Genomic DNA, 25,099 nt, shown 5'->3' with positions numbered 1-25,099 from the left:
TGGAAGCCAGCGCATAGCGGGGCGGCGGGGTTTCGGTGACCGCCGCCGTGCCGCTGCCTGCCCCTTCCCCTTCAAGCCGACGCCGACGCCGGCGTCCCCGCCCCGGCTCACATGCTGCCGCCCGGGGTGACCAGGCCGATCTCGTACGCGAAGACGGCGGCCTGGGTGCGGTCCCGCAGGCCGAGTTTGACGAGGACGCGGCTCACATGGGTCTTCACCGTCGCCTCCGAGACGGTCAGCCGCACCGCGATCTCCCCGTTGGAGAGACCCTGCGCGATGAGGGCCAGCACCTCCGTCTCGCGCTCGGTGAGATCCCGGATGCGGTCCATGCGCGGGGCGCGGGGGGCGCCGAGCCGGGTGAACTCGGCGAGCAGCCGCTTGGTGACGGTCGGCGCCAGCAGGGCCTCGCCCGCCGCCACGATCCGTACGGCGTCGGCGAGTTGACGGGCCGAGGCGTCCTTGAGGAGGAAGCCGCTGGCCCCGGCGCGCAGCGCCTCGTAGACGTACTCGTCGAGGTCGAACGTGGTGAGGATGAGCACGCGCGGGTGACCGCCCTCCTCGCGCTCGGCCGCGATCCGCCGGGTGGCCTCCAGGCCGTTGGTGCCGGGCATCCGGACGTCCATCAGCACCACGTCGGGCCGCAGCCGCGCCGCCCGCACGGCCGCCTGCTCACCGTCCACCGCCTCACCGACCACCTCGATCCCGGGCTGGGCGCCGAGGAGGACGGAGAAGCCCTCGCGGACCATCGCCTGGTCGTCCGCGATCAGGACGCGGATGGGTGCGACGGTGTCGCGGGCGGGAGCGGGGGCGCCGTGCTCCGGGCCGGAGCCGGGGGTGGGGGTGGGGGTGGCGTCGGCGTCGTTCACGAGCGCTCCTCCGAACGGCCGGTGCCGCGATCGGCGCCGGCCGGGCTCTCCGGGCTCTCCGACCGCTCCGGCCTGTCCTCCGGGCTCTCCCCGCTCTCGGCCCGGTCGCCGGGGCCGGCGTTCTCGGGCCGGCCGGCGGTGTCCGCACGGGCGGCGGACGTCCGTCCCCGCGCCGGCCCCGCCGCGCCGGTCTTGGTCAGGCCCACCGGACCGTCGGGGCGCCGCGGCTCCGGCTCCCGCTCCCGCACCTGCCCCGGCCGGGTCTCCCGCGCGCCCGCCCCGCGCCGCCCGGCGGGCGCCTCGCGCTCCTCGTCCTCGACCGGCCCGGCGGGCAGGAAGGCGGCGACCTCGTAGCCGCCCTCGGCGGTCGGTTCGGCCGTCAGTTCGCCGCCCAGCATCACGGCCCGCTCCCGCATCCCCGTCACCCCGTGGCCCATCCCCGGCGACGGGGACACCGGTCCGGTCGGCGCCGTGTTGACGATGCGCAGGCCGAGGCCGGTCAGGACGTACGCCACCTCGACCCGCACCCGTGAACCCGGCGCGTGCCGCAGCGCGTTGCTCAGCGCCTCCTGGACGATCCGGTACGCGGACAGCTCCACGCCCTGCGGCAGCGGCCGCTCCGCACCCGTGCGGGCGATCTCCACGTCCAGACCCACCTCCCGTACGCCCTGGACGAGTTCGTCGAGGCGGGACAGGTCCGGCTGTGGCGCGTCCGGTACGCCCAGGGAGCCGGCCTCCTCGAACCGCAGCACGCCCAGCACCCGGCGCAGTTCGGACAGGGCTTCGACGGCGCTCTCCCGGATGGTGCCGAAGCTGCGGGTCAGCTCCTCCGGGGCGTCGTCGACGCGGTACGGGGCGGCCTCGGCCTGGATCGCGATCACCGACATGTGGTGGGCCACCACGTCGTGGAGCTCGCGGGCGATCCGGGCCCGCTCCTCCAGCGCGGTGTGCTTGCCGCGCACGTCCGCGACCAGCGTCTCCTGCTCCTCGACCCGGTTCCGCGCCAGCCACCAGCCGCGCATCGCGACCACCGTGCCGAGAACGCAGCCGGAGAAGATGGCCACCGGGAAGACCACATAGGCGTTTCCGGGGTGGAACACGAAGGCGGCCAAGGTCACGGACAGCACGCCGATGGCCCACATCTCCAGGGCCACCCGGGGCCGGGACCGCAGCGCGACCACGACCATCACGCCCAGAAGCGCCAGGACCCCCGGCCCCTGCCAGGCGGACGTCACCGTCATGAAGAGGAAGACACCGAGCGACACCCACCAGGCGCCCAGCGGCCGGAACAGAGCGAGCACCAGCGGCACGGTCTGCGCCAGCCCGAGGATCAGCACCAGGAATCCGGGCCGGCTCCAGGGCGCCGCCGCCACATCCAGCAGCAGCAGGAAGACCGCCATGAACCCGGTGAACGCGTGCGTCGGCCAGCGGCCGCCCAGCCACCTCAGCCGCGGGCGCCGCCGCAGCCGCGCCTCACTGGCCGGGGGGAGGGGCCGGAACTTCCAGATGTCCTGGAGGAGGTCCTCCCGCAGGTTGTCCCAGACCGTCCGGGCTATCCGTGACTCGGTCCAGGCCGGCGTCGGCGTCGTCTCGTTCATACGCTGAACGCTACGCACGCGGGCCGTCCGCGTCGTCACCGTGAATGCGGACTTCCCGGCATACGACTTGAGGATGACCCGCGGTCCGGAGCGTCATCCCTGCTCATGGCCGGTTCACGCGGTCCGGGGCGCCGGGCTCGCACCACACCCTTTCGCGGCGCGCGCTGACCCCGCGTCCCCGCGCCCGAGGAGCCGGGAGGGCAACCCGGGCGGACCGCCAGGGAGGCACCACGTGGCCGCCCGGACGGCACCCGGCTCGCGCCGGACGGCGGGGTGACGAGTCCCCCGGGTGGCGCCGGACCGCCCGTCTCACCCGGGGGAGGGCTCCGGTGGGAGGCCCCGCAGCGCGTCCAGCAGCTCGCGGAAGGCGCCGGTGCCCGGGGTGAGCGGTGCGTAGTGCCCGCCGCCGGGACGCTCCCGCAGCTCCACCCGCGCACCGGCCCGGCGCATGACGGCGGCGTACTCGCGGGAGAGGGCGAGGGGGACGTCCGGGTCGGCGGTGCCGTGCAGGATCGTCACCGGCACCACCGGGGGAGGCAGCAGCAACGGGTCGGCCAGCGGCAGGAGTTCCGCCACGGCACCGGGGCCGCCGAGCAGCCCGGCGACCGCTCCCCGGCTCAGGTCCCGCTCATGGGCCCGCCCCAGCGCGGCGACCGGCGAGACGGCCACGACTCGGTCCGGGGCGGCCGGGGTTCCGTACGTCCCGGCTCCGGATGTCCCGCCTCCGCCCGCGGCGCCCGCGGCCGTGCGCATGGAGGCCGCCCAGAGGGCGAGGTGCCCGCCGGCGGAGTGCCCGAGCAGGACGTGACGCGCACGGCCGTCCCGCCCGACGGCCGTAACGCCGGGGCGCCCCGCACGCTCCACGGCGGCTCCCCCGGCGCGGCCGGAGCGGCCGGAGCGGCCGGAGCGGCCGGAGCGCTTCGAGCCGGCGCGCGGGGCGCCGTCGGGCCCGCCGTCCCGGGGGTCCTGCTCGCCCCATGCCGTGACGACGATCCGGGAAACGTCCTCGAACGTGGCGGGCCAGCCGCCGCCGCCCCCGACCCGGCGGTACTCGGCCAGCGCCACCGCGCAGCCCTCCCGGGCCAGCGCGGCGGCGAGCGGCGACAGATGCGTGCGGTCGTACGCCTCGCGCCAGAACCCGCCGTGCAGGATCGTCACCCGGAGTCCGGGGGTGCCGTCCGGCAGGTGGTAGTCGATCAGCTGGGACGGGTGCGGGCCGTAGCGCACGGTTCGGTGCGGCGCCCGGGGCGCCAGGCCGAGCAGCGCGCCCTCCTCCGCCTCGGCGGCGGCACGGACGGCCTCGGCGGCGGTGTGGCCGGTGGCACCGGCTCCCCCGTCGGCCCGGACGGCTTCCGTGACATGGCCGGCCGTGGCGGCCCGGACGGCTTCCGCGGATTCTCCGGGGGAGCGGCCGGCCGGGCCGTCGTCGGGGGCCGCCCCGGCAGGCACCCGAGGGCGCCCGCCGGGGCCGTTGTCCGGTGCGGTCATGCCCCGGAGCCGGCGCCGTGACCGCCCGGCGTGGTGTCCGAGCCGTCCGCGGCGGTGTCCCGAGTGCCCGGGCCGCCCGCGCCGGGGAGGCCGCCCCCGGTGCCGCCGGCGCCGGGCGGGCCGCCGCCCGGGTGCCGTTCGGCGAGGACGTCCGCCAGGACCCGCGCCGCCCGTTCCGCGTCGGCGTAGCCCACGTAGAGCGGGGTGAAGCCGAAGCGGAGGACGTCCGGTCGGCGGAAGTCGCCGACGACCCCGCGCGCGATGAGTTCCCGCATGACCTCCTCCGCGTCCTCGCAGCGCAGCGCGACCTGGCTGCCCCGCTCGGCGTGCGCGGCGGGCGTCACGCACTCCACCCGCCCGCGCGGCACGTACGCGGCCACGCACTCCAGGAAGAAGTCCGTGAGCGCCAGGCTCTTGGCCCGTACGTCCTCCACCGCGACCCCGTCCCACACCTCCAGCGCCGCTTCCAGCGCCAGCATCGACAGGATGTCCGGGGTTCCGACGCGGCCGCGCACGGCGCCGTCGGCGGGCGCGTAGGAGGGCGCCATGCCGAACGGGTCGGCGTGCGAGTTCCAGCCCGGCAGCGGGGAGTCGAACCGGGGCTGGAGGTCCCGCCGCACATACAGGAAGGCCGGTGAACCGGGCCCGCCGTTGAGGTACTTGTACGTGCAGCCGACCGCCAGGTCCACGCCGTGCGCGTCGAGCCCGACGGGCAGGGCGCCCGCGCTGTGGCAGAGGTCCCACACCACCAGGGCGCCCGCCGCGTGCGCGGCGGCGGTCGTGCCGGGCAGGTCGTGCAGCCGCCCGGTGCGGTAGTCGACGTGGTTGACCAGCGCCACGGCCGTGCGCGGCCCGCAGGCCGCGCCGATCTCCGCGGCGGGCACGGCGCGGATGCGGCAGCCGGTCATGCGCGCGGCGGACTCAGCGATGTAGCCGTCGGTGGGGAAGGTCTCCGCGTCGACGAGGATCTCGTCGCGCGCCGGCCCGGATCCCTCACCGCCGCTCCCGGCCCCTGCCGGCCGCGGCAGCGATCCGGCCCGCGCCAGCGGACCGTCGGCGGCCGGCGCGGACGGCAGACCGGCCTGCCCGCCCGCGGAGCCCGCCCCGTCCGGGGAGCCGGCCCCGCCCATGGCACCGGCCGTGCCCGCCGCGCCGGAGCCGCCGAGGGTGCCCGGGGCGCCCTCCTGCGCGATGCGCACGGCCGCGACCAGGGCCTTGTAGAGGTTGACGCTGGTGGAGTCGCCGACCACGATCCGGCCGGGCGCGGCGCCGACGAGCGGGGCGATCCGGTCGCCGATCCGCTCGGGCGCCTGCCACCAGCCGCCCTCCGTCCAGGAACGGATGCGCAGCCGTCCCCACTCGTGTTCGACGACCTCGGCGATACGGGCCGGCACACCGGCGGGCAGCGCACCGAGGGAGTTGCCGTCGAGGTAGACGGCGGCGTCCCCGTCGGAGGGCCGCTCCAGCAGGAAGCGGTCGCGGAGCCCGGCCAGCGGGTCTCCGGCGTCGAGCCGCGCGGCCCGCTCGGCGAGCCCGGCGTCGGTGCCGGCGGTACGGTGATCGGTGGTCTCGGACATGGCTTCCGTGGTGTCAGACATGGCTGCGGGCGGTCCACAGCTCGGGGAAGACGTTCCTGCGGGCCCGCTTCTCCAGCCAGGAGACGCCCGGGGAGCCGCCGGTGCCGGTCTTGGCGCCCATCGCCCGCCGGGTCGCCACCAGATGGTCGTTCTTCCAGCGCCACACCAGCTCGGCGACCTCCGTCAGCGCCTCGCCCAGCCGCACCAGTTCGTCCTCCTGGGGGCCGGCGTAGATCCGCGCCCAGACCTCCTCGACGGCCGGGTGGGCGTCATAGCGCAGCGTGAGGTCGCGTTCGAGGACCTCGGCGGGGACGGCGTGGCCGCGCCGGGCGAGCAGCCGCAGCACCTCGTCGTAGAGGCCGGGCTCGCCGAGCGCCTTCTCCAGCTCGGCGTGGACGCGGGGCGCGCCCCGGTGCGGCACGAGCATGGACGCCGACTTGTCGCCGAGCAGAAACTCCATCCGCCGGTACATCGCGGACTGGAAACCGGAGCCCTCGCCGAGCGCGCCCCGGTAGGCGTTGAACTGGGCCGGGGTGAGGTGCGCGAGCGGCTCCCAGGAGGCGTTGAGGGCGCGCAGCTCGTGCTCGGACCGCTTGAGCGCCGCCATGGCGGTGGGCAGGTCGTCCCGGCGGAGGGCCTGCGCGGCCGTCTCCCACTCGTGGACGATCACGGTGAACCACAGCTCCATGACCTGGGTGGTCACCAGGAAGACCATCTCGCCCGGGTCGTCGGAGAGCGGGTGCTGCAGGTGGGTGAGGACGTCCGCCTTGACGTAGTCCTCGTAGGGGGTGGTGCCCTGGAAGTCGAGGTTCGGGGTCTCCGGACCGGCTTCGGGCAGGTCGTGCTGTGCCGACATCGCTGTCTCCTCGTACTGCGTGCTCCCGGGTAGCGGTCCGCCCCTTCCTCTCGGCATCGGAGCCCCGGTCCCCTCTCGGGCCCGCCCGCGCGGTCGGCGCGGAGCGGAACCCTCCGCGCATCATCCGTGGACCGGGGGCGCGACGGCAAGGGCCGGCCGTGTGAGCACGGCCGGCCCGGGGGGAGGGGGACGGAGGGTCTGCGGCCCGGCCCCGCTCGTCAGCCGAGGGTCTCGGCGGCGGTCGGGGAGGACTCACGCAGGAAGGTGCTGCACCGCTCGTACTCCTCCTGCTCACCGATCGCCTGGGCGGCGCGGGCGAGGGCGTGCAGGGAGCGCAGGAAGCCCCTGTTCGGCTCGTGCTCGAACGGGACCGGCCCGTGGCCCTTCCAGCCGTTGCGGCGCAGGGAGTCCAGTCCCCGGTGGTAGCCGGTGCGGGCGTAGGCATACGACTCGACGACGCGGCCGTTCTCGTACGCCTCGTCGGCGAGCTGGGCCCAGGCCAGCGAGGAGGACGGGTACTTCGCGGCGACCTCGGCGGGGGCCGAGCCGGAGGCGAGCAGTTCGCGGGGCTCCGGGTCGTCGGGCAGGCGGGTCGGGGGCGGTCCCCCGAGCAGGTTCTCGTGTGTGGCCATGGGCCCAGTCTGCCTGCCGGACGCGCGGAACGGACGGGCGCGGCGGTGTGCGTCCCGTGGTGCGCCCTCCGCCGCGGAAGCTCCGGCACGCGCGGAAGCCCGGCGGCCGTGACCTGGACGGTCGCGGCCACCGGGCTCCGGCGCGCTCCGCACCGCGGCGGTGCTGCTGCGCGGTGGTGCCGCTGCGGTGGTGCGGTGGTGCTGTTGCGGTGGTGCCGGGGGTTACTTCAGCTTGGTGCCGGTGGAGCGGAGGTTCGAGCAGGCCTGTGCGACGCGCTGCGCCATGCCCTCCTCGGCCTTCTTGCCCCAGCTGCGCGGGTCGTAGGTCTTCTTGTCGCCGACCTCGCCGTCGACCTTCAGCACACCGTCGTAGTTGCGGAACATGTGGTCCGCGACCGGGCGGGTGAAGGCGTACTGGGTGTCGGTGTCGAGGTTCATCTTGACGACGCCGTTCTCCAGCGCGGTCAGGATCTCCTGCTCGGTGGAGCCGGAGCCGCCGTGGAAGACGAAGTCGAACGGGTCGGCCTTGCCGGCCTTCGCGGCCACGCCGTCCTGGAGCTGGCGCAGCAGGTCGGGGCGGAGGACGACGTTGCCCGGCTTGTAGACCCCGTGCACGTTACCGAAGGAGGCGGCCAGCAGGTAGCGGCCGTTCTCGCCGAAGCCGAGCGCGTCGGCGGTCCGCTCCACGTCGGAGACGGTGGTGTAGAGCTCGTCGTTGATCTCGTGCGAGACGCCGTCCTCCTCGCCACCGGTCGGGGTGATCTCGACCTCAAGGATGATCTTGGCCTTGACAGCCTCGGCGAGCAGCTCGCGCGCGATGGCGAGGTTGTCGTCCAGGATCTCGGCGGAGCCGTCCCACATGTGGGACTGGAAGAGCGGGTTGCGCCCGGCGGCGACGCGCTCCTGAGAAACCTTGAGCAGCGGCCGTACATAGCCGTCGAGCTTGCCCTTGGGGCAGTGGTCGGTGTGGAGGGCGATGTTGACCGGGTACTTCTCGGCGACGATGTGCGCGAACTCGGCCAGCGCGACCGCGCCGGTGACCATGTCCTTGCTGTACTGGCCCCCGAGGAACTCGGCACCGCCGGTGGAGATCTGGACGATGCCGTCGCTCTCGGCCTCGGCGAAACCACGGAGCGCCGCGTGCAGGGTCTGGGACGAGGTCACGTTGATGGCGGGGTAGGCGAACTTGCCGGCCTTCGCCCGGTCGAGCATCTCGTTGTAGACCTCGGGGGTTGCGATAGGCATCTGTCGGCTCCTTGTGAATGTGCCGGTTATTCGAGTAGGCCCTGACCGTGGGGCGACATCATCGTCTGGGGTCATCCTCCCAGATACGGCGTTCCGCTCCACACCACCCAAGCGGACGAACCGGACACGGGCGGTGCGGGTTTCACGTGAAACCCGTCTTCCCCCGGTGAACTCCCGTTTGCGCAAGGCATTTTCGTCCCTCCGCCCCCGGCCCCGGAAGGGCCGAACGGCCGGGGAGGGGCCGCCGGACGGGCCGGAGAAGGGACGGGGCGGGGTGGCGCGGCGGCGGCGCGGCCCACCCGCCGGCCGGAAGGAGGCCACCGGCCCGCCCCCGCCGGCCCGGCCGGTCCGGCAGCCCCGCCGGCGCGGGGTCAGAGGCCGAGGTCGTCCAGCCCGTACGCCTGGTAGTACGGCAGTCCGGCCTCCGCGATCGCACCCGCCGCGCCGCGCTCCACGATCACCGCGACCGCCACCACCTCGGCCCCCGCCTCGCGCGCCGCCTCGACGGCCGTGAGCGGGGACCCGCCGGTGGTGGAGGTGTCCTCGACGATCAGCACCCGGCGGCCCTTGACGTCCGGGCCCTCGATGCGCCGCTGCAGCCCGTGGGCCTTGTTCGCCTTCCGCACCACGAAGGCGTCGAGCCGGCGTCCGCGCGCCGCCGCCGCGTGCATCATCGACGTCGCCACCGGGTCGGCGCCCAGCGTCAGCCCGCCCACCGCGTCGTAGTCCAGATCGGCGGTGAGGTCCAGCATCACCTGCCCGGCGAGCGGGGCGGCCTCACCGTCCAGGGTGATCCGGCGGAGGTCGATGTAGAAGTCGGCCTCCAGGCCCGAGGAGAGGGTCACCTTGCCGTGCACCACGGCCTTGTCCTTGATCTGCCGCAGCAGGGCTTCACGCGCGTCGGTCATGGCCACGAGCCTATCCGGGGCCCCGGCGGCCGCCCCGGGCAGCGGCGGTGCCGCCCGCCCGGGCCGGAGCGGGCCGGGCGCACCCCGCCGCCGTCCGGAGCCGGCTCAGAGCCGGCGCCAGCGCCAGGTGGTGGAGATCTCCAGCGGGTCGATCGGGGTCACCAGGCGCGGGGCCGTGTTGAGGCCGTTGGGCGGACCCGACTGCGGCTCGACGCACACGGCCTCGTCCTGCTCGTCGTAGACCACGACCCACTCGGCCCGGCTGGTGATCCTCAGCTCCAGCCGCTCCGGCCAGGTGAGGGTGACGTCCACGCCGTCGGGCATACCGAAGCAGTCGTCCCAGGGCCCGGGGCGCGGGTCGGTCCGGCGGCCGGTCGGGAGGTGGTCCTCGCCGCGCTCCTCCTGCCAGGCGGCGTCGAAGGAGATCCGCACGCCCTCGCCCGCGCCGTTTCCGCCGGCGAGGTGGCGGAGGAACCAGGGGTGCCAGCCGGCCTGCGCCGGAAAGGAGTTGCCGTAGGTCTCGACGCCCATCTTCAGCGTCAGCGCGTCGTCGGCGAGCTCCACGAGCTGGGTGACGCGGCCGGTGTACGGCCAGGGGTCGCCCAGGTCGTAGGTGAAGACGGCCGCCGTGCCGTCCGCGCGGACGGTCCGCCACACCTGGTCGCGGCCGGTGCCGTGGATGGCGTGGGGCGGGGAGTTGAGCGGGAGTTCGTGCCGCTCGGCGCCGTCGCGGAACACGCCGTTCGCGGTCCGGCCGCACCACGGCACCATGGGGAAGGAACCGTATCGGGGGCCCTGTCTCAGGAGTTCGGTGCCGTCGATCCGCAGCGAACCGAGCCGGGCGCCCAGCTCGGGCCGTACGGTCACCTCGGCGTTGCCCGCCGCCAGCAGGACTCCGGCCTCCGGGGCCGCTTCGGTCGTCTCGTGAGTGCTCACACACCGACCCTATGCGAGTCCGGGCCCGCCCCGCGGCCCCGCCTTTTCCGCCACGCGCGCGCCCACGGACGCGGGTTGACGCCGCCGCCCCGCGCGACCGGGCGGCGGATCCCCGCCGGAGCCTCAGCGCCTGCGGCGGAGGACGCGGTTGAGGATCACCGCCGTGGCGACCACGGCGGCGGCCACCGGGGCCGCCCAGCGCAGGGTCTCACCGGCCGAGGCGGGCTGGGGCGCCGGTACGGGGGCGTAGCGGCCCCGGGGCGGCGCGTGGTCCACCTCCTCGGCGCTGCGGCCGATCATGGTGCGGCGGGCGTGGGCCGCTTCGGCGGGCGGTGTGTCGCCGTCCGGTTCCGCGAGGTCGTCAGCGAGCGGGTCGAGGGAGGAGGGCGGGACGTCGGTCTCGAAGACGGACGCCGCCTCGGGGGCGGTGCCGCCGCCCGCCTCGGCGGCGGCGCTCGCGGCCTCGGCCGTCCCGGGCCGGGGCTCCTCGCCCTCGCCGCCGGCCCGCCCGGCTCCCGGCTTGTCGCCGGTCCCGGGCTTCGCTGCCGGCGCGCCGGCAGCGTCGGGGCCCGGCTCGGGCGAGGGGATGCCGGGGATGACGGGGTCGTTGTCGTCGGCCCGGCCGAGGCCGCCGGCCTCCCCGCCGCCGGCCGCTCCCGCCTCGTCCTCCGCGCCGCCGGAGCCACCCGGACCGTCCAAGCCGTCCGGGCCGTCGCCGCCGGCTTCCGGGCCGTCCGGGGCCGTACCGTTGCCGCCGCTGCCGTGCGCGTCCTTCCGGCCCTGTTCCCCGGACCGCCTGCCGCCCGGGGCCTGCCCACCGCCGTCACCACCGGGCTCGCCGCGCCCGGTCCCGCCGTCGCCGTTCTCGCCGGAAACCGCGGGGGCCGAGGGGGGCGCCGGGCGGACCGGGGTCTCCTCCAGGTCGGAGGCGAGCGCCGCGGCGAACCGGTCGAGCAGGCGCCGTCCGGCGGACGCCGCCGCCTTGCCGTCCACCTCGGCGAGCCGCCCCCGGCTCCGTACGCTCCCGTCGCAGACCAGGGACGTACCGCCGTCGGCGGCGTTGAGCCGCAGGACGAGCGTGACTCCGGCGGAGCCGTCGCCGCGCGCCTCCGATCCCTCCGCCTCGACGGCCAGCTCCCCGCCGTCCCGCTCGGTGACACGGAGCGTGCCGTGGTACGTGATGGTCGAGCCGCCGGCGCGGAGCCGCAGCCGGCCCGCCAGCGTGCCGGGACCCGAGCCGGCGTCCCACTGGAAACCGGGGACGCAGCGGGCGACGCGCTCCGGGTCCGCGAGCGCCTGCCGCACGGTCCCGGGTGGAAACGGAACGAACACCTCATGCTCCATGGGAGCCGAGCCTACCCAGCGGACGCGCTCCGGCACCCCTGTCCGCGCGAGTTCCGCGGGGCGCCCGGGTCCGCCGGGCGCGGCGCGCCCGTGCCCGGACCGCCCGCCGGGCCCGCCGGCGGGCCCCGCCCCACACCGCGCGGGGTGAATCGTTCCGGCGGAACGGCGGGGAACGAAGGGGAACGGTGGGGGAACGGAGGGCCTCAGTGCCGGGGGTGGGTCAGCGTGGACGCCCGGGCCCCGGGGACCCGCAGCTCCTCGGCCGTGCGCTCCGCGGAGCGCAGCGTGCCGGGGGTCAGCGTGAGCGGTACGGGCGCGTCGGGCGCCAGGCGCGGGCGCTCAGGCTCACGGGCGGCGAGGACGAAACCCCAGGTGCGGGGCGGGTGTTCGGCCGTCGCCGAGCGGTCCGGGCCGGCGGCGTAGGCCGACCGCCGGCCGCCGACCGCGTAGGGCGACGTGCGCAGCCCGGCCGCCCGCAGGCTCGCGTCGACCGTCCAGTAGCTCCGGGGGTGGGTGTCCGGGGCGCCCGCGTGCACGGCCAGCCGTCCGCCCGGCGCCAGGGCGCGCTCCGCGAGCCCGTAGAACTCCTGGGAGTACAGCTTGGCGCTGGCCGTGATGCCGGGGTCGGGCAGATCCGAGACGATCACGTCGAACGGGCCCGCGGCCGCCGCGTCCGTCCGCAGCCGGCCGAAGACGTCCCCGGTGACCGTCGTCACCCGCGGGTCGGCGAGGGAGCGCCCGTTGAGCCGGGAGAGCCCGGGATCGCTGCGCCCCAGCCGCAGCAGCCCGGGGTCGGGCGCGAGCACGGTGACCGAACGGACGTCCGGGTACCGCAGCACCTCGCGCAGGGCGAGGCCGTCCCCGCCGCCCAGCACGAGCACACGGGCGCGGGGGCCGGCCATGGCCGGGTGGACCAGGGCCTCGTGGTAGCGGCAGGCGTCGCGTCCGCTGAATCTCAGCCGGCCGTCGAGGAAGAGGGAGAGCGGTGCACCACCGCCGGCCCCGCCGGGACCCCCCGTGAGGACCACCTCCTGGTAGTCCGTTCGTATGGCGACCCGTACGTCCTCCCCGTAGACGGCCTGCCGCGCGGCCCGTTCGAAGGAGGGCACCAGGAACGTTCCGGCGGCCAGGACCGCGAGCACCGCGCCGTTCGCCGTGATCAGGATCCACCGGCCCCGGGCGGTCAGATCGCGGCCGAACAGCCACAGCACCAGCGCCCCGCCGGCCAGGGCGTTCACCGCCCCGGTCAGCAGGGCACCGCTCAACTGGCCCAGCAGCGGCAGCAGCAGGAAGGGGAAGGCGAGCCCGCCGGCCAGCGCGCCGATGTAGTCGGCGGCGAAGAGGTCCGCGACGGCCCCGCCCGCGTCCTGCCGCCGGACGCGCTGGATGAGGGTCATCAGCAGGGGCACCTCGGCGCCGATCAGCACCCCGATGACGAGCGAGAAGCCGACCAGCACGGCATGGGAGCCGCCGAACCAGACGAAGGAGGCGTACAGCGCGATGGCCGAGCAGCCGCCGACCAGCGCGAGCACCGCCTCCACCAGCCCGAAGGCCACCGCGGCCCGGCACCGCAGCCGCTTGGCGAGCAGCGAGCCGGCGCCCATGGCGGAGACCATCACGGACAGCACGACGGACGCCTGGGTGACGGAGTCACCGAAGAGATACGAGGCCAGCGCCACCAGTTCGAGTTCGTACACCAGTCCGCAGGCGGCGCAGACGAAGACCGCGGCCAGCACCAGAAGCCGTCCCAGCCCGGCCGGTACGGGCAGGCGCACCGGGGTCTCCGGCTCGTCCGGCGCGACCGCGCGGGACAGGAGCCGTGGCTCAGGCGAATCGATCATGCGGGGAACGCTACGGGAGCCGCGTGAACGGCCCTGTCACCCACAAGGGTTGTCTCGAAGGGCGCCCGGGGGCGCACTACAGGGGGGCCATCGTCCGGGCGCCGACCTGGGTGCGCGTGGTGACGAGCGCCCCCTCCTGCGGATACGCGTGCCAGGTGCGCCACCGCACCCGGCCCTCGCACCGCTGGACCAGCATCGCCGTGAAGGCGTGCGGATCGCCGGGGAAGGTCCCGGCCAGGCCGTTGGGGTGGTCGGCCACCAGGGCCAGCAGCTCCTGCGCCCGGCCGGCGAACGACCCGCGCGACAGCGTCTCGACGCGCGCCGCGAACTCGTACTCCCAGCCGCCGATGCTCTCGGCGGCTCCGAGGGGCAGCGGGGTGCTGCTGCCGGGTATGCAGGCCACCGTCTCGGAGCACTGGCTCTCCCCTTCCCTGAGGATCACTTGGTGGGAGGCCCCGAGCAGGCGCAACTGCACCTCCGCCGGGCCCAGCCGCAGATCGAGGACGGCCAGCGCGGGCAGTGCCTCCTTGCCTAGACACCAGGCGAGATCGGCTGCGCGGGTGTCGGAATAAGCGGTTTCGAGAGTGGTGAGCATGGGTCGGCTCCGCAAGCACGCAGTGGATGGTGGGCCGGCCCGCCTCGGAGGAGGACCCAAGAAAGATCACTCGCCGGCTCGTGCCCACGTGGGGTGTTCCGGTGAATACGGAATCATGAAGTGCACGGTGCCCACAGCGTTTTTACCCATCTTCGACGGGTTTCCATGCCCCAGGGGGTTGTGCTGTTCACCAGTTCAAAAACTATGCGATAAAACGATGTTGAATGCGGTCCACGGCATATGCGAGGCGGTATGGGCCGGACGCATGACCCGGCCGTGGCCGCGAAAGTGACGCCGACCGCCCCGTGCCGGTCGGCGCCACTCTCTCCCCCCGCACCCGGCGCGCGGCCGGGTTCCCCCGCGGTGCTCTCCCCCGGTCAGCTGCCTCCGCCGCAGCCGCCTCCCCCGCCGCAGGACGAGGAACCACCCCCGCAGGACGAACCACCGTCACCGGACGAACCGCTGTCGGCCGCCCACCAGGAGTTGCCGGAGCCGCCGGAGTCTCCCCCGCCGCTCCGCCCCCGCGTCCGCTTGCGCTTCCGGTTGCGCCCGGCCTGGCCCCGCGCCCCCGCGACCGCCGCCAGCACCACGGCGACCAGCACCCCGAACACCACGATTCCCATCACGCGACTCCCCCTTCTCCTCCCCCGAAGCGAGCCCCCGCTCCGCGCTGTGCGGGGGAGATGCCCGTCGCGTCAGGAGGTGAAAGCAGAGTTGAGCAAATCCAGAGGTTCGGCGCCGGAGGACGCGCCCCGGCGCGGGCGCACGGGGTGAACGCCCCGCGGGACGAAGCCCCGTGGCAGCCCCCGGCGGCGCCGGCCCGGCTGGCCGCACAGGTCCCACGCGCACGCGCCCGTGGGACCATGGGCCGCATGGGAAGACCACCGCTCAACCGCCGCCTGGCCGAGTTCGGGACGACGATCTTCGCCGAGATGTCGGCGCTGGCGCTCAGCACCGGCTCCATCAACCTCGGCCAGGGCTTCCCCGACACCGACGGCCCCGAGGAGATCCGCGAGGCCGCCGTCCGCGCCCTGCGGGAGGGGAAGGGCAACCAGTACCCGCCGGGCCCCGGCATCCCCGAGCTGCGGACCGCCGTGGCCGATCACCAGCGCGAGCGCTACGGGCTGTCCTGGGACCCGGACCGCGAGGTGCTCGTCACCGCCGGAGCCACCGAGGCCATCGCCGCCGCCCTCCTCGCGCTCCTCGAACCGGGGGACGAGGTGATCGCGCTGGAGCCGTACTACGACTCCTACGCCGCCTGCATCGCGATGGCCGGCGGCACCCGCGTCCCCGTCACCCTCCGCCCGGACGGCGGCGCGTACCGGCTCGACCTCGACGAGCTGCGCGGCGCCGTCACCGGCCGCACCCGGCTGCTGCTGCTCAACACCCCGCACAACCCGACCGGCACCGTCCTCGGCCGCGAGGAGCTGACCGCGATCGCCGAACTGGCCTGCGAGCGCGATCTGCTGGTCGTCACCGACGAGGTCTACGAACACCTGGTCTTCGACGGGGAGCATCTGCCGCTCGCCGCGTTCCCCGGGATGCGCGAGCGCACGGTCACCATCGGCTCGGCGGGGAAGACCTTCTCGTTCACCGGCTGGAAGGTCGGCTGGGTGACGGGCCCGCCGGAGCTGGTCACCGCCGTCCGCTCCGCCAAGCAGTACCTGACCTACGTCTCGGCGGGGCCCTTCCAGTACGCCGTGGCCGAGGCGCTGCGGCTGCCGCGGAGCTACTTCGACGGGCTGCGCGACGATCTGCGGACCAAGCGCGACCTGCTCGGCGACGGCCTGGCGAAGGCGGGCTTCACCGTCTACCGGCCCGCGGGCACGTACTTCATCACCACCGACATCCGGCCGCTCGGCTTCGACGACGGCTTCGCCTTCTGCCGGGCGCTGCCGGAGCGCTGCGGAGTCGTGGCGATCCCCAACGCCGTCTTCTACGACCACCGCGAGGAGGGCGCGCCCTTCGTCCGCTTCGCGTTCTGCAAGCGGACCGAGGTCCTGGCGGAGGCGGTCGAACGGCTCAAGACGCCAACCGGCTGACAGCCGGCCGGCGGACGGAACGGTCACACGGCTCCCCCGAGCCGCCACGCACCCGCACCGCGGTGCCGCCGCACCCGGAAGTCCTTCGTCAGCGGATGTCCAGCTGCCTCACTCCGGGCGCGGGAGCTCGTCGAGGTCGAGGGTGAAGGTGCGGCCATCGGCCAGGGGGATGGGAAGCTTGCCCGTGCCGTACTTGTGGGTGTGTGCCGCGATGTACCCCTCAGCGGTCGGCTGGGTGTGGAGAACGACTTCCTGGGCGTAGGGGTCCACGACCAGGTAGATCGGAATACCGTAGCGGCCGTACTTCCCGGTGCAGTCGTCGTAGTCCTTGCGTGCGGAAGAGGTCGAGACGACCTCGGAGATCAGCAGGACGTCTTCGAAGCTGTAGCGCTTGCCGTCCCGGCGGGCGTCCTCGCGAAGGATCGCCAGATCGGGGGCGGAGTTCTCGTCCGCGGGGAAGTCGATGTAGACGTCGGAGGTGACCTTCGCGTGACGGCCGAGAGCGAGAGCGGAGTCGATCTGCATCGATCTGATGGTGCTGGAGTGCTCTTCGCTCTGCGGAGTCATGATCACCTTTCCGTCGGCCCCGAACAGGACCGTGTACCCCTTGGGGAACTCGGTGTGCACGATCGCGTCGACGCTCATGGACGGCTCCTTCCCGTATGACCTCAGGATACGGCGGACAGCACCGTGTGACCGAGCCCAGCGGTGGGTTGTGAGGCCGGTCCCGGCCGTTTCCGGGACCGGCGCAGCTCCGAGGCCCCGGACGATGCCGGCCTCACGGAGACGGCGGGGAACGCACGCGAGCCCGGCCGGGAGGGCCGGGCTCGCGCGGTGCTGCGGTGCCGTGGAACGGCGGGGCGTGGTCAGGCCTCGCCGTCGTCCTTCTTGTCCTCCGGTTCGGCGGACTCGACCTCGGCCTCCAGGCCGAGCTGTTCGACGAGCCACTTGTCGAACTCGATCGAGGCGCGCACCCAGCTGACCGTGCTGGAGACGAAGTGCTCCAGGCTGACGCCGACGCCGATCAGCATCTGCGCCTCACCGATCAGACGGACGGTGCCGTCGTCATTGGTGTGGGTGTAGACCTTCGGCCACAGGGTGCGGCGGTTCCAGTCGTCGACCGCCTCCAGCAGCTGGGGCTTGGTGTCGATCGCGTGCGCCCGGTCGTAGAACGTCCGCACCGAGAAGACCTGCTGCTCCTCCTCGCCGCGGAACATGAAGTACGTGCGGAACTGCTCCCACGGCGCGGCGAGGTCACCCTCGTCGTCGACGACGTACTTCAGCTCCATCTGTTCCAGAAGCTGCTTGACCAGGTCCTGATCGGGGACGACGGGACCGGGCGGCGGCCCCGACGGCTGCTGTTCGGGCTGCTGGCCCCCGAAATTCGGAATCGAGGACGGGTCGATGCTCACCGTGGATTTCCCTTCAGACGATTCCTGCCATCCTCCCCCACTGCGGGCGGGGGCTGGCAAGCCCGGGCCGCCGATCCGGCACCCGGCGTGTCAGGCCGCACGGCCCGCCTTGCCCCCGAGCCCGCTCCGGCGCGTGCGCGGGCTCGTCGCTCCGGCGCCCGCGCCCGCCTCAGCCCGCCTCCAGCAGGGCCCGGGAGGACCGGCTGAGGCGGGCGGAGGCAGGCTGAGGTGGGCACGGAGGACGGCGGGGCAGGACCGCCCGGGCAGGCCGGGGCCCCGCCTCAGCCGTCCGTTCCGGTCCGGGCTGCCGCGCCGACGGTCAGGCCGCGGCCGTCCTCCGACACGTCGACCCGTACGGTGTCGCCGTCCCGGACGGCGCCGGACAGGATCTCCCGGGCGAGCTGGTCGCCGATCGCCGTCTGGACCAGCCGGCGCAGCGGCCGCGCGCCGTACGACAGATCCGGCCCGGCCTCCGCGGCCCCGGCCCCCTCCGCACCGGCGGTCTCAGCCTTCGGCTCGTGTCCCAGCCGGGACAGCCACTCCAGGGCGTCCTCGCTGACGTCCAGGGTGAGCCGGCGGTCGGTCAGCCGCTGCTGGAGGTGTTCGATCTGGAGCTGGGCGATCCGCTTGAGCTGTCCGGTGCCCAGGGCGTGGAAGACCACCAGGTCGTCCAGGCGGTTGAGGAACTCGGGCCGGAAGGAGGACCGTACGGTCTCCAGCACCCGCGCCTTCTTGTCCTCCTCGCTGATCGCCGGGTCGACCAGATAGTGCGAGCCGAGGTTGGAGGTGAGGACGAGGATGGTGTTGCGGAAGTCCACCGTCCGCCCCTGGCCGTCGGTGAGCCGCCCGTCGTCCAGCACCTGGAGCAGGATGTCGAAGACCTCGTGGTGGGCCTTCTCCACCTCGTCCAGCAGGATCACGCTGTACGGACGGCGGCGCACCGCCTCCGTGAGCTGGCCGCCCTCCTCGTAGCCGACGTAGCCGGGGGGCGCCCCGACGAGCCGGGCCACCGAGTGCTTCTCGCTGTACTCGCTCATGTCGATGCGGACCATGGCGCGCTCGTCGTCGAAGAGAAAGTCCGCGAGCGTCTTGGCCAGTTCGGTCTTGCCGACACCGGTCGGGCCGAGGAAGAGGAACGAGCCGGTGGGCCGGTCCGGGTCGGAGATCCCGGCCCGCGTGCGGCGCACGGCGTCCGAGACCGCGCGGACCGCCTCCCGCTGCCCGATGAGGCGCTTGCCGAGCTCGTCCTCCATCCGCAGCAGCTTCTGCGTCTCACCCTCCAGCAGCCGGCCGGCGGGGATGCCGGTCCAGGCGGCGACGACGCCGGCGATGTCGTCCGGGCCGACCTCCTCGCCCACCATGCCGCCGCCCTGGAGGTTCTTCTGCGCGGCGGCTGCCTCCTCCAGCTCCTTGCGGGTCTGCGGGATGACCTCGGAGCGCAGCCGCCCGGGGGTGACCCAGTCACCGGTCTCGGGCGCCTTGCGCTCGGCCAGCTCCAGCTCCGTCTCCAGCTCGTCGAGGCGCTTCTTCAGCTCGCCGACCCGGGTGTGGATGGCCTTCTCGTTGTCCCAGCGGGCCCGCAGGGCGCGCAGCTTCTCCTCCTTCTCGGCGCGCTCCCTGCGCAGCTTCTCCAGCCGCTCGCGGGCGTCGGGGGAGAGGTCCTTCTCGCGGTCCTGCTTCTTGAGGAACTTCCGCTTCTCGTCGCCCACTTCGATGGCGAGCAGCGACTCCTCCTCCATCATCTGCCGGTCGACGGCGCGCTGGAGCTCGTCGATCTCGACGGGCGAGGAGTCGATCTCCATCTGGAGACGGGACGCGGCCTCGTCGACGAGGTCGATGGCCTTGTCGGGGAGGAAGCGGGAGGTGATGTAGCGGTCGGAGAGGGTGGCGGCGGCGACCAGCGCGGAGTCCGCGATCTGCACGCCGTGGTGCGCCTCGTAGCGGCCCTTGAGGCCGCGGAGGATCGCGATGGAGTCCTGCACGCTGGGCTCGGCGACCAGCACCTGCTGGAAGCGGCGCTCCAGGGCCGGGTCCTTCTCGATCCGCTCGCGGTACTCGTCGAGGGTGGTGGCGCCGACCATGCGCAGCTCGCCGCGGGCCAGCATGGGCTTGAGCATGTTGCCCGCGTCCATCGCCGAGTCGCCGCCGGCGCCCGCGCCGACGACGGTGTGCAGCTCGTCGATGAAGGTGATGATCCGGCCCTCGCTCTCCTTGATCTCGGAGAGCACGGTCTTCAGCCGCTCCTCGAACTCGCCGCGGTACTTGGCGCCGGCGAGCATCGCGCCGATGTCGAGCGCGACCAGGCGCTTGTCCTTGAGCGACTCGGGGACGTCGCCCTTGACGATGCGCTGGGCGAGCCCTTCGACGACGGCCGTCTTGCCGACGCCGGGCTCACCGATCAGGACCGGGTTGTTCTTGGTACGGCGGGAGAGCACCTGCACGACCCGGCGGATCTCGGCGTCACGGCCGATGACCGGGTCGAGCTTGCCCTCGCGGGCGATGGCGGTGAAGTCGGTACCGAACTTCTCCAGGGCCTTGTAGGTGCCCTCCGGGTCGGGCGTGGTCACGCGTCGTCCTCCGCGGTTGTTCTGGAAGGCGTCGAGCAGCTTCTCGGCGCTCGCGCCCTGCTGGTGGAGCAGCTCACCGGTGCGGCCGCCCTGGGCGGCGAGGCCGATCAGCAGATGCTCGGTGGAGATATAGGCGTCGCCGAGCTCCTTCGCGCGCTGCGAGGCGTCGGCGGCGACCGCGAGCAGTTCGCGGTCCGGCTGCGGTGGGGCGACGGTGGAGCCCTGCACGGCGGGCAGCGCGCCGAGCAGCCGCTCGGCCCCGGAGCGCAGGGCGGCCTGGTCGGCCTCGACGGCGGCCAGGAGGTCCTGGATGTTCTCGTTCTCCTGGCCTTCGAGCAGCGCGAGCAGCAGATGGACGGGGGTGATGTCCGGGTTGCCCGCGGACACGGCACGCCGGCCGGCCGCGCTGATCGCTTCCTGGCTCCTGTTGGTCAGCTCGGCATCCACGTGACCTCTGCTCCTCTCCTGCGGGTCCTGCTCTGGTTCACCTGAATTAAGTTGAGTCTACCCCACTCAAGGGTGGTGCGGGTGCGGCTTCCGGCCCGGATTGGCGGGGCGGCGGAGCACCTCGGCCCTCGTCAGCGGCTACCCGCTCCACCCCACGATCGGGCGAACTCATCCGCTCTTCCGAACAACGGACCGCCACTGCCTCCTACGGTCGTCGCAACAAGACCGGTGCCGCGAGCCGTGGCGCTGGTCATCGAGGAAAGGGAGGGGCAGCATGACGGTCATGGCATACGAGCCGACGCCCACGCAGGAAGAACTCCTCCTGGAGAGCTTTCTGGCCCTGGAGACCCCCGAGGGGGTCCGGGCCGAGCTCATCGACGGGGAGGTTGTTGTGACACCACCGCCGGACGGCGAACACGAGGACTACATCAGCACCATCACCAGGCAGGTGATGAGGCATGCGGCGAAGGACATGGACGTGTCGGGCAACAAGGGCCTGGTTCTGCCGCGCGGCGGACTGTGCCCCAAGAATTACGCGATCCCCGACGCGACCTTCGCCCCGCGAGACCTCCGGATCTTCCGCGGCGCCGAACCCTGGATGCCCGCCGACGGCGTCGCCATGGTCGCCGAGGCGACCTCCGCCAAGCCGGACGGCGACCGTTTCGCCAAGCGGCACTGCTACGCCCGCGCCGGCATCCCCCTCTACCTCCTGATCGACCGGGAGAAGGGCACGGTCACGCTCTTCGAGGAACCGGAGGAAACCGACTACGCCGAGTCGCACTCCGCGTCGTTCGGCAAGCCCATGCCACTGCCCGAGCCGTTCGGCTTCACCCTGGACACCTCCGAGTTCGCCTGAGGCGAGCTCTCGTCTTCCGGGGCCGAAGCGCCCGCCGGACACCCCGCTCCGCAAGGCGCGTCGCCCGGGCTCCTGCCGGTCCGCCGATGTGGCGGCGCCCAACCCACCTTCGCCGCAATCGAATTGAGGTGCGCCCAGAGGTCCGGGGCACTACCGTCGCTCGTCGCGCCCGCCCCGCCCCAGTTTCCGCACCACTCCCGCCCCACCACGACCGCTCACCCCTCGACGAGCACCCGGAGACCCACGTCCCATGGCCAAGGCAGCATCCGCCGACGGGAGTCCGGGGCGCGGCGGCGGGGCGAGCCGTGGCGGGCCCGTGCTGATCGGGGCGCTCGTCCTCGACGCGGTCGGCAACGGGCTGTTCCTGCCGCTCTCCCTGGTCTACTTCCTCCGGCTCACCGACATCCCGGTCGGCCCGCTGGGGATGCTGATCAGCGCGGCCAACATCCTCACCCTGCCGATCCCCGTGTGGACGGGGCTGCTCGCCGACCGGTTCGGCGCGCTCCCCGTCGTCGTCGCCTCGCAGGTGCTGCACGGCCTCGGCTATCTCGCGTACGGCCGGGCCGACGGGCCGGTGAGCGTCTTCCTCGCGGTCACGCTGGTCGCGAGCGGTGTCCGCTTCTTCTGGTCGGCCGTCTTCACCGCGATCGCCGACTACGCGGACGGCAGCCGGTCCGCGCTGACGAAGGAGACCTGGTTCGGCTGGGCGACCATGGCCCGCACGGCGGGGTTCGGTGCGGGCGGGCTCCTCACCGGGCTCGTCATCGCCGACGGCAGGGCGGACGCCTACCGCGCCGTCGCGTACGGGGCCGCGGGGTGCTTCGCCGTGGCCGCCCTGGTGATCGCCGTCTTCGTCCGCGCGCCCCGGCCCCGGCACCGCGGCCGGGGGGACGGCGGCGGAGAGGGCGGAACGGGAGAGGCGGAGGTGCGCGCCGGTGGACGCGAGGACGGTACGGGAGCCCCGCGCGCCGGCTACCGCACCATGCTCCGGGACGGCCCCTTCCTCGCCCTGACCGGCGTCAACACGATCTTCGCCATGACCACCATGATGCTCGCCCTCGCCCTCCCGACCTTCGTGGAGACCGGGCTGCGCGGCCCCGCCGGGCTCACCTCGGCGGTCCTGGTCGGCAATACGGTGCTGGTGGCGCTGCTCGCCGCCTCCGTGGCGCGGCGGCTCGCCCCGTACCGGCGGACCCGGGTGCTGGCGGCCGCGGCCGTGCTGTGGGCGGTCTGGTCCTTCGCGTACTCCGGGCTCGTCCCGGACCGGCCGTCGTGGGTGTTCCCGCTGCTGGCCGCCGCCACGCTGCTCTTCACCCTGGCCGAACTGATGCACGCCCCGATCTCGATAGGTCTGGCGACGGCGGTCTCCCCGCTCGCCGCCCGGGGCCGCTATCTGGCCGCGTACCAGTACAGCTTCACGTTCGCCGGGATCATCGCGCCCGCCTTCTTCACCACCCTGTTCGAGCTGCACCGCTCCCTGCCGTGGGCGGCCCTCGGCGCGGTCAACTGCCTGGCCGCGGGCGCCGTCCTGCTCCTCGAACGGCACCTTCCGCCCCACGCCCTGCGCTCCCGTCCGCCCTCGGACGCGCGGGAGATATCCCGGGAACCGTAGGGAACCGGCCGTTCCCGGCCCGATGGGCGCAACCCCGGCCAACCGCCCTCCGCGCCCCGGATACGCTCTCCGGCATGGCCACCGACCTCAGCGCGCTGACCCCCGAGTACCTCGCCTTCTGGGGCGAGCGCCACCTCTGCACCATCACCACGCTCCGGCCCGACGGCACCCCCCACGTCGTACCGGTCGGCGTCACGTTCGACGCGGAGCAGGGGATCGCCCGGGTGATCACCCGCAAGACCAGCCGCAAGGTCCGCAACATCCTGGCCGCCGGACCGGACGGCGCGCGGGTCGCGGTCTGCCAGGTCTCGCGCGGCCGGTGGGCGACGCTGGAGGGCCGCGCGGTGGTCCGTACGGAGCCGGAGGCGGTGGCCGACGCGGTGAACCGTTACGCCGTGCGGTACGAGCGCACGCCCACCCCGAACCCCGAGCGGGTGCTGGTGGAGATCACGGTGGACCGGGCGATGGGCCACTGCTGAGCCCGGGCCGCTCCGCGGGGCGCCGGTCGTCCGATGCCTGAATCCGGGGCTTGACCGACTTGACCTCAACCAAAGTTGAGGTATCAGGATCTGCGGTATGAAGACCACCGCCTCTCTTCCGCACCCGGCGCCCGACGCCCTCGGCCACCCCCCGCTGCACCATCTGCACGGTCTGATGGGCCTGATGACCGGTGACGAGAAGCACGGGCCCGCCGCGACCTCCACCCTCGACGTGCTGTGGGTGCTCTACGACCGGGTCCTGAGAGTCACTCCGGACCGCATGGACGACCCCGGACGGGACCGGTTCCTGCTGTCCAAGGGACATGGCCCCATGGCCTACTACGCGGTGCTGGCCGCCAAGGGCTTCCTGCCGGCCGACTGGCTCCCCGGCTTCGGCTCCTACGACTCCCCACTCGGCCACCACCCCGACCGCACCCTGGTCCCCGGCGCCGAGATCGGCAGCGGATCCCTCGGGCACGGGCTGCCGATCGCCGTCGGCACCGCCCTCGGCCTGCGGGCCCAGGGGCTGGACGATCCGGCCGTCTGGGTGCTGACCGGCGACGCCGAACTGGACGAGGGCAGCAACCACGAGGCCATCGCCTTCGCCGGCCCCGCCGGGCTGGAGCGGCTGCACACCGTCGTCGTCGACAACTCCTCCGCCTCGCATGCCCGTCCGGGCGGCATCGTCGCCCGCTTCGAGGCGGCGGGCTGGTCCGCCGTCACCGTCGACGGCCGCGACCACGAAGCCCTGTACGCGGCGTTCACGGCCCCGCACCCGGGGCGCCCGCACGTCGTCGTGGCGCGCGTCCAGCCGAAGCAGGCCTGAAAACCCTCCCCGCAGCCCCGTATTCCCGGAAGGACCTCTTCGATGGACACCATGCGCGACCGCTTCGCCCCGGTCGTCTCCCACCTGCTCGACGAGGACCCGCGCGTCGCGGTCGTCCTCGCCGAGATCGGCGCCGACGGCTTCACAGCAGCCCGGCGGCGGCACCCCGACCGCGTGATCAACGTCGGCATCCGCGAGCAACTGCTCATCGGGACAGGCGCCGGTCTGGCCCTGACGGGCATGCGGCCGGTCCTGCACACCTTCGCCAGCTTCCTCGTCGAAAGGCCCTTCGAGCAGGTGAAGCTCGATCTCGGCCACCAGGGCCTCGGCGCGGTCCTGGTCAGCGCCGCCGCCTCCTTCGACTGGCCCGCCGGCGGCTACACCCACATGGCGCCGGGCGACATCTCCCTGCTCGACACCCTCGACGGCTGGACCGTCCACGTGCCCGGCCACCCCGACGAGGCCGAGACCCTGCTGCGGCACGCCGTCGCGGCCGGTGACGACAAGGTCTACGTCCGGCTGTCCGTCCAGTCCAACGCCGACGCCCTGCCCGTCGACGGGGCACGCTTCCGCACCGTCCGCGAGGGCCGCTCCGGCGTCGTGGTCGCCGTCGGACCGATGCTCGACGCCGTACTCACCGCCACCGAAGGGCTGGACCTCACCGTCCTGTACGCCACCACCGTGCGCCCCTTCGACGGACCCGCCCTGCGCCGGGCGACCGGGGCGGCCGGCTCCGATGTCGTCCTCGTCGAGCCGTACCTCGCCGGGACCTCCACAGCCGCCGCGAGTGAAGCCCTCGCCGACGCCCCGCACCGCGTACTCGGCCTCGGCGTGGCCCGCCGCGAACTGCGCCGCTACGGCACCGTCCCCGAACACCTGGCCGCCCACGGCCTCGACCCGAACTCCCTGCGGGAGCGCATCACCGCCTTCCTGCGGGCAGCTTCCGGCGCGCCGGGCCGCCCGCGGACGTGA

21 protein-coding genes and 1 pseudogene are annotated in these 25,099 nt (G+C 74.0%); 6 read left to right on the top strand and 16 right to left on the bottom strand.

Translation table 11 applies throughout. The annotated features are described in order from the left end of the window. Positions 1–107 precede the first annotated feature (107 nt). The 13 genes and pseudogenes from SXIN_RS16195 to SXIN_RS16135 all read right to left on the bottom strand — a co-directional run bounded on the left by SXIN_RS16195 (position 108) and on the right by SXIN_RS16135 (position 14,512). Positions 108–776: a response regulator gene (locus SXIN_RS16195; RefSeq protein ID WP_039820248.1), complete on the bottom strand. Its 669-nt coding sequence runs from the start codon at positions 774–776 to the stop codon at positions 108–110. An 86-nt stretch (positions 777–862) separates the two neighbouring features. Then, positions 863–2,464 carry a histidine kinase gene (locus SXIN_RS16190; RefSeq protein WP_095757146.1) on the bottom strand — a complete coding sequence of 534 codons (1,602 nt, stop codon included), beginning with the start codon at positions 2,462–2,464 and terminating at the stop codon, positions 863–865. Between the two features lie 309 nt (positions 2,465–2,773). Beyond that, entirely contained in the window at positions 2,774–3,952 is a 1,179-nt protein-coding gene (locus SXIN_RS32215) for an alpha/beta hydrolase (RefSeq protein WP_238153775.1), read from the bottom strand. Positions 3,953–4,095: 143 nt separating this feature from the next. Continuing rightward, positions 4,096–5,550 (bottom strand): annotated as a pseudogene (locus SXIN_RS16180) (kynureninase); the annotation flags it as partial. Beyond that, entirely contained in the window at positions 5,543–6,385 is an 843-nt protein-coding gene (locus SXIN_RS16175) for a tryptophan 2,3-dioxygenase family protein (RefSeq protein WP_019707209.1), read from the bottom strand. The pseudogene SXIN_RS16180 and the gene SXIN_RS16175, both read right to left, overlap by 8 nt. A gap of 218 nt (positions 6,386–6,603) precedes the next feature. Next, a complete protein-coding gene (locus tag SXIN_RS16170) occupies positions 6,604–7,017 on the bottom strand; it encodes a DUF3151 domain-containing protein (protein ID WP_019707210.1) in 414 nt (137 codons plus the stop codon). Between the two features lie 222 nt (positions 7,018–7,239). After that, positions 7,240–8,262, bottom strand: a complete 1,023-nt coding sequence (fbaA, locus tag SXIN_RS16165) for a class II fructose-bisphosphate aldolase (RefSeq protein ID WP_019707211.1) — start codon at positions 8,260–8,262, stop codon at positions 7,240–7,242. 371 nt (positions 8,263–8,633) lie between these two features. Beyond that, entirely contained in the window at positions 8,634–9,170 is a 537-nt protein-coding gene (gene pyrE / locus SXIN_RS16160; protein WP_019706803.1) for an orotate phosphoribosyltransferase, read from the bottom strand. A 105-nt stretch (positions 9,171–9,275) separates the two neighbouring features. Then, positions 9,276–10,061 carry an aldose epimerase family protein gene (locus SXIN_RS16155; RefSeq protein ID WP_420341089.1) on the bottom strand — a complete coding sequence of 262 codons (786 nt, stop codon included), beginning with the start codon at positions 10,059–10,061 and terminating at the stop codon, positions 9,276–9,278. Positions 10,062–10,229: 168 nt separating this feature from the next. Then, on the bottom strand, positions 10,230–11,450 hold the full coding sequence (locus tag SXIN_RS16150; protein ID WP_095757144.1) for an SRPBCC domain-containing protein: 1,221 nt from the start codon (positions 11,448–11,450) through the stop codon (positions 10,230–10,232). A 203-nt stretch (positions 11,451–11,653) separates the two neighbouring features. After that, entirely contained in the window at positions 11,654–13,291 is a 1,638-nt protein-coding gene (locus tag SXIN_RS16145; RefSeq protein ID WP_095757143.1) for a polyamine aminopropyltransferase, read from the bottom strand. 76 nt (positions 13,292–13,367) lie between these two features. Beyond that, on the bottom strand, positions 13,368–13,886 hold the full coding sequence (locus tag SXIN_RS16140; RefSeq protein ID WP_019707213.1) for a DUF2617 family protein: 519 nt from the start codon (positions 13,884–13,886) through the stop codon (positions 13,368–13,370). Positions 13,887–14,263: 377 nt separating this feature from the next. Continuing rightward, entirely contained in the window at positions 14,264–14,512 is a 249-nt protein-coding gene (locus SXIN_RS16135; RefSeq protein ID WP_192883594.1) for a hypothetical protein, read from the bottom strand. A 246-nt stretch (positions 14,513–14,758) separates the two neighbouring features. Between SXIN_RS16135 and SXIN_RS16130 the strand changes: the two genes are divergently transcribed. Then, complete coding sequence (locus tag SXIN_RS16130; protein WP_039820259.1) at positions 14,759–15,928, top strand: pyridoxal phosphate-dependent aminotransferase; 1,170 nt, start codon at positions 14,759–14,761, stop codon at positions 15,926–15,928. Positions 15,929–16,036: 108 nt separating this feature from the next. Here the strand turns inward: SXIN_RS16130 and SXIN_RS16125 are convergent, their stop codons facing one another. The 3 genes from SXIN_RS16125 to SXIN_RS16115 all read right to left on the bottom strand — a co-directional run bounded on the left by SXIN_RS16125 (position 16,037) and on the right by SXIN_RS16115 (position 20,354). Further along, a complete protein-coding gene (locus SXIN_RS16125; RefSeq protein ID WP_019707216.1) occupies positions 16,037–16,573 on the bottom strand; it encodes a Uma2 family endonuclease in 537 nt (178 codons plus the stop codon). A 221-nt stretch (positions 16,574–16,794) separates the two neighbouring features. Continuing rightward, the gene (locus SXIN_RS16120; RefSeq protein WP_019707217.1) at positions 16,795–17,340 is read right to left on the bottom strand and encodes a type III secretion system chaperone family protein; all 546 of its coding nucleotides are present in this window, start codon (positions 17,338–17,340) and stop codon (positions 16,795–16,797) included. 281 nt (positions 17,341–17,621) lie between these two features. Continuing rightward, complete coding sequence (locus tag SXIN_RS16115; protein ID WP_019707218.1) at positions 17,622–20,354, bottom strand: ATP-dependent Clp protease ATP-binding subunit; 2,733 nt, start codon at positions 20,352–20,354, stop codon at positions 17,622–17,624. Positions 20,355–20,637: 283 nt separating this feature from the next. On the opposite strand from SXIN_RS16115, the gene SXIN_RS16110 reads away from it, so the two are divergent. From SXIN_RS16110 to SXIN_RS16090, 5 genes are all read left to right on the top strand, one after another. Beyond that, positions 20,638–21,210, top strand: coding sequence for a Uma2 family endonuclease (locus SXIN_RS16110; RefSeq protein WP_039820260.1), 573 nt, complete (start codon positions 20,638–20,640; stop codon positions 21,208–21,210). Positions 21,211–21,460: 250 nt separating this feature from the next. Continuing rightward, on the top strand, positions 21,461–22,822 hold the full coding sequence (locus SXIN_RS16105; protein ID WP_019707220.1) for an MFS transporter: 1,362 nt from the start codon (positions 21,461–21,463) through the stop codon (positions 22,820–22,822). Positions 22,823–22,896: 74 nt separating this feature from the next. Next, positions 22,897–23,301 (top strand): pyridoxamine 5'-phosphate oxidase family protein, encoded by a 405-nt coding sequence (locus SXIN_RS16100; RefSeq protein ID WP_019707221.1) that lies wholly within the window; start codon positions 22,897–22,899, stop codon positions 23,299–23,301. A 175-nt stretch (positions 23,302–23,476) separates the two neighbouring features. Then, positions 23,477–24,127 (top strand): thiamine pyrophosphate-dependent enzyme, encoded by a 651-nt coding sequence (locus SXIN_RS16095; protein ID WP_050930664.1) that lies wholly within the window; start codon positions 23,477–23,479, stop codon positions 24,125–24,127. 42 nt (positions 24,128–24,169) lie between these two features. After that, positions 24,170–25,099 (top strand): transketolase family protein, encoded by a 930-nt coding sequence (locus SXIN_RS16090; RefSeq protein WP_019707223.1) that lies wholly within the window; start codon positions 24,170–24,172, stop codon positions 25,097–25,099.

Origin of the sequence: Streptomyces xinghaiensis S187, assembly GCF_000220705.2 — a bacterium.
GTDB classification, from domain to species: domain Bacteria; phylum Actinomycetota; class Actinomycetes; order Streptomycetales; family Streptomycetaceae; genus Streptomyces; species Streptomyces xinghaiensis.
Note: the sequence above shows the minus strand (reverse complement) of the source record. Positions and strands in the feature narration are given on the sequence as shown.

Coding starts and splice junctions, on each gene's coding strand:
- SXIN_RS16190 (WP_095757146.1), bottom strand. CDS start 2,464: ATGAACGAGACGACGCCGACGCCGGCCTGGACCGAGTCACGGATAGCC.
- SXIN_RS32215 (WP_238153775.1), bottom strand. CDS start 3,952: ATGACCGCACCGGACAACGGCCCCGGCGGGCGCCCTCGGGTGCCTGCC.
- SXIN_RS16175 (WP_019707209.1), bottom strand. CDS start 6,385: ATGTCGGCACAGCACGACCTGCCCGAAGCCGGTCCGGAGACCCCGAAC.
- SXIN_RS16170 (WP_019707210.1), bottom strand. CDS start 7,017: ATGGCCACACACGAGAACCTGCTCGGGGGACCGCCCCCGACCCGCCTG.
- fbaA (WP_019707211.1), bottom strand. CDS start 8,262: ATGCCTATCGCAACCCCCGAGGTCTACAACGAGATGCTCGACCGGGCG.
- pyrE (WP_019706803.1), bottom strand. CDS start 9,170: ATGACCGACGCGCGTGAAGCCCTGCTGCGGCAGATCAAGGACAAGGCC.
- SXIN_RS16150 (WP_095757144.1), bottom strand. CDS start 11,450: ATGGAGCATGAGGTGTTCGTTCCGTTTCCACCCGGGACCGTGCGGCAG.
- SXIN_RS16145 (WP_095757143.1), bottom strand. CDS start 13,291: ATGATCGATTCGCCTGAGCCACGGCTCCTGTCCCGCGCGGTCGCGCCG.
- SXIN_RS16140 (WP_019707213.1), bottom strand. CDS start 13,886: ATGCTCACCACTCTCGAAACCGCTTATTCCGACACCCGCGCAGCCGAT.
- SXIN_RS16130 (WP_039820259.1), top strand. CDS start 14,759: ATGGGAAGACCACCGCTCAACCGCCGCCTGGCCGAGTTCGGGACGACG.
- SXIN_RS16125 (WP_019707216.1), bottom strand. CDS start 16,573: ATGAGCGTCGACGCGATCGTGCACACCGAGTTCCCCAAGGGGTACACG.
- SXIN_RS16110 (WP_039820260.1), top strand. CDS start 20,638: ATGGCATACGAGCCGACGCCCACGCAGGAAGAACTCCTCCTGGAGAGC.
- SXIN_RS16105 (WP_019707220.1), top strand. CDS start 21,461: ATGGCCAAGGCAGCATCCGCCGACGGGAGTCCGGGGCGCGGCGGCGGG.
- SXIN_RS16100 (WP_019707221.1), top strand. CDS start 22,897: ATGGCCACCGACCTCAGCGCGCTGACCCCCGAGTACCTCGCCTTCTGG.
- SXIN_RS16095 (WP_050930664.1), top strand. CDS start 23,477: ATGGGCCTGATGACCGGTGACGAGAAGCACGGGCCCGCCGCGACCTCC.
- SXIN_RS16090 (WP_019707223.1), top strand. CDS start 24,170: ATGGACACCATGCGCGACCGCTTCGCCCCGGTCGTCTCCCACCTGCTC.